2 protein-coding genes and 1 pseudogene are annotated in these 3,845 nt (G+C 62.9%); 2 read left to right on the top strand and 1 reads right to left on the bottom strand.

All coding sequences use genetic code 11. The features are described from left to right. Window positions 1-152: pseudogene (locus HX846_RS39725) on the top strand (efflux RND transporter periplasmic adaptor subunit); the annotation flags it as partial. A gap of 2 nt (window positions 153-154) precedes the next feature. Beyond that, window positions 155-3,226 carry an efflux RND transporter permease subunit gene (locus HX846_RS23420; protein ID WP_178966177.1) on the top strand — a complete coding sequence of 1,024 codons (3,072 nt, stop codon included), beginning with the start codon at window positions 155-157 and terminating at the stop codon, window positions 3,224-3,226. Between the two features lie 138 nt (window positions 3,227-3,364). Here HX846_RS23420 and HX846_RS23415 read toward each other — a convergent pair. Next, window positions 3,365-3,845: M20/M25/M40 family metallo-hydrolase (locus HX846_RS23415; protein WP_178966176.1), on the bottom strand; the 481-nt coding region annotated here is incomplete at its 5' end.

Raw genomic sequence — 3,845 nt, 5'->3', positions numbered from 1 at the left:
CCAGCCTCGGCCAGGAGGACGCGTTGCTGGACAGTGGCGTGGACCCAGGCCAAGTAGTCGTCGCCCTCGGCGCGCACCTGCTGCACAGCGGTGACGCGGTACGCCTGTTGCCGGCCCAGGCATTGGCCCTCAACCGTCAGCAGGAACACTGATAATGCGCGGGATCAACCTCTCCGAACTGGCGGTCAAGCATCGCGCGGTCACGCTGTTCCTGATCATCGCGATCCTCGCCGCCGGGGTCTTTGCCTTTGGCAAACTGGGGCGCGCCGAAGACCCTTCGTTCACCGTCAAGGTCATGACCATCACCGCCGCCTGGCCCGGCGCCACCGCGCAAGAGATGCAGGAGCAAGTGGCCGACCGTCTGGAAAAACGCCTGCAGGAGCTGGACTATTACGACCGCGTCGAAACCATCGCCCAACCGGGCTTCGTCTCGATGCGCATGACGTACCTGGAGTCCACCCGTCCCAGCGAGATCCAGGACCTGTTCTACCAGACCCGCAAAAAGCTCAGCGACGAAGCCGCGAAGTTGCCCAAGGGGGTGATCGGGCCGTTTTTCAACGATGAATACTCCGACGTATACTTTTCCCTGTACGCGCTGGAGGCCGAACACCTGCCCCACCGGCAACTGGTGCAAATGGCCGAGGACATGCGCCAGGGTCTGCTCAATCTGCCGGGAGTGAAGAAGGTCAATATCCTCGGCGAACAGGCGCAGCGGATCTTCGTCGAGTTTTCCTATGAGCGCCTGGCCACCTTGGGCATCAAGCCCGAGCAGATCTTCGCCGCCCTCGCCGCCCAGAATGCCGTGGCGCCTTCAGGCTTTGTCGAGACCGCCGGGGCACGCGCCTATATCCGCATCGACGGGGCCTTCGACAGCCTGGCGCTGATCGAAAACGTCCCGCTGGAAGCCAACGGCAAGCTGCTGCGCATCGCCGATGTGGCCACCGTCAGCCGGGGTTATGAAGACCCGCCCAGCTACCGTATCCGTCATCAGGGCGACCCGTCGCTGATGCTCGGGGTGATCATGGAGAAGCACTGGAACGGCCTGGAACTGGACAAGGCTCTCAAGGCCCAGGAAGCGAAAATCCAGGCCGACCTGCCGCTGGGGGTCAACTTCGCCAAGGTCTCCGACCAGGCGAAAAACATCAGCCTGGCGGTCAACGAGTTCATGCTGAAGTTCTTCGTCGCCCTCGCGGTGGTGATGGTCATCAGCCTGCTGGCCCTGGGGTTCCGCGTCGGGCTGGTGGTGGCCGCTGCGGTGCCGCTGACCTTGTCGATCGTGTTTGTGATCATGCTGATGACCGGCCGCGAATTCGACCGGGTGACCCTGGGGGCGTTGATCATTTCCCTGGGCCTGCTGGTGGACGACGCGATCATTGCGATCGAGATGATGGTGGTCAAACTCGAAGAGGGTTTTGACCGGATCCATGCGGCTACGTTTGCCTGGAGCTCCACCGCCGCGCCGATGCTCACGGGCACGCTGGTGACGATTATCGGCTTCCTGCCGGTGGGTTTTGCCCGCTCGGGGGCCGGTGAGTATGCCGGGAATATTTTCTGGATCGTCGGTTTTGCGCTGATCGCCTCGTGGCTGGTGGCGGTGGTGTTCACCCCGTACCTGGGGGTCAAGCTGCTGCCGCACATCCAGCCGGTTGTCGGCGGCCACGACGCAATTTACGCCGGGCGCTATTACCAGAAACTGCGGCGCCTGGTGGATGCTTGCGTGCGCAGACGCTGGCTGGTCACCGGGCTGGTGGTGGCGGCCTTTGTGCTGTGTGGCCTGGGCATGGGCGTGGTGAAGAAGCAGTTCTTTCCCAACTCCGACCGTTCCGAGCTGATTCTGGAGGTGTACATGCCACCGGGCAGCGCCTTCAAAAGCACCGAGGCGGTAGCGGCGCAGGTGGAAAAGGCGTTGATGGAGGAGCCGCAAACCGTAATGGTCGACACCTATGTCGGCGGTGGTGCACCACGGTTTTTCCTGTCGCTGAACCCTGAGCTGCCAGATCCCGCCTTCGCCAAGTTGATCGTGCAGACCGCCGACGCCCATGCCCGGGACAGCCTGAAAAAACGCATGGCTGAACGCATCGCGGCCGGCGAATTTCCATCGGCGCGGGTGCGCGTCACCCAGTTGGTATTCGGCCCGCCGGTGCCCTTCCCGGTGGTGTTTCGCGTGTCCGGTCCCGACCTGAATGTGCTGCGCAGCCTGTCTGAAGACGTGCGCCAAGTGGTCGCGGCCAACACACTCACGCGGGACAGCTTCCTCGACTGGGGCGAGCGCGCCAGCAGTTACCGCCTGGTACTCGACCAGGACCGCCTGCGCCTGCTGGGCTTTACCCCCGACGGGGTGAAATCCCAGCTCAACGCGTTGCTCAGCGGCAACCCGATTACCGAAGTGCGCGAAGGCAATCGCACCGTTTCAGTGGTTGCCCGCTCCCAGGGCAGCCAGCGCGAAGACCTCGGCAACCTCGACAATATGACCCTGACCAACAGTGCCGGTGTCTCGGTGCCATTGGCCCAGGTCGGGCATTTCCAGGCGGTGATGGAAGAACCGATCCTCAAGCGCCGCAACCGTGCGCTGACCGTGGAAGTGCGCGCCGACATCGTCGACGGCACCCAGCCGCCAGACGTGGAAATGGCGGTGTACAAGGACCTGCAACCCCTGATCGCCAAGCTGCCGGCCGGGTATCAGATCGTCATCGGCGGCCCGGTGGAGGAAAGCGCCAAGGCCAACGTGGCGCTGGCGGCACTGTTCCCGATCATGATTCTGCTGACGTTGACGGTGATCATGTTCCAGGTGCGTTCGTTCGGGGTGATGTTCATGGTGTTCGCCACCGCGCCGCTGGGGCTGATCGGGGCGGTGCCGACGCTGCTGCTGTTCAACCAGCCGTTCGGGTTCAACGCGATATTGGGGTTGATCGGGATTGGCGGGATTCTGATGCGCAATACGCTGATCTTTACCGACCAGATTCGGCAGAACCAGGACCAGGGCATGGTGATTCGCGAGGCGATCATCGAGGCCACGGTGCGCCGGGCACGCCCGGTGATCCTGACCGCGCTGGCGGCAGCGTTGGCGTTTATTCCGCTGACATTGTCGGTGTTCTGGTCGTCGCTGGCGTATGTGCTGATTGGCGGGGTGCTGGTGGGGACAGTGTTGACGTTGCTGTTCTTGCCGGCGCTGTGCAGTCTGGTGTTGGGGCGGGAGAAGACCCGGGAAGTGGTGCCTGCAACCTGATCCAACCAACACCACAAACCAATGTGGGAGCGGGCTTGCTCGCGAAAGCGGTGTACCAGATAAGCAGATGTCGACTGATAGACCGCATTCGCGAGCAAGNNAGCCCGCTCCCACATTTAGAGGTGTGGCGTTTTTAAGTCAGCGCTTGGAGAGCTCCATGATCATCCGGCTCAGCAGATAAATCCGCGGCGCCACGCTCTCCACCTCGGCATATTCCTCCGGCGTATGGATATTGCCCCCGACAATCCCGAACCCGTCCAGGGTCGGCGTACCCACGCCAGCCGACAAGCTCGCATCCGCCGCCCCGCCGCTGCCCTCAATGGTCAGCTTGCGCCCCAGCTCGCCATAAATCCCCTGGGCAATCGTCACCAGCTTGTCCGACTCCGGCGTCTGCGGCATCGGCGGCAGGCCACGGTGCAAACTGGTGGTCACTTCAGTCTCGGGGATCAGCTTGTTGGCCGAGACCCGTGCCAGGTCTTTCTCGATCCGGTCAAACTCTTCCGGCAACGCCGCCCGTACATCCGCCTTGGCGGTGGCCTGGTCGGGGATCACGTTGACCCGGTCGCCGGAGTTGATCACGGTGAAGTTGATGGTGGTTTTCTTCTCGGCATCCCCCAGC

It is taken from the genome of Pseudomonas sp. K5002, from assembly GCF_013386655.1.
Taxonomy (GTDB): Bacteria; Pseudomonadota; Gammaproteobacteria; order Pseudomonadales; family Pseudomonadaceae; genus Aquipseudomonas.
This window is presented reverse-complemented; position numbering and strand designations above follow the sequence as displayed.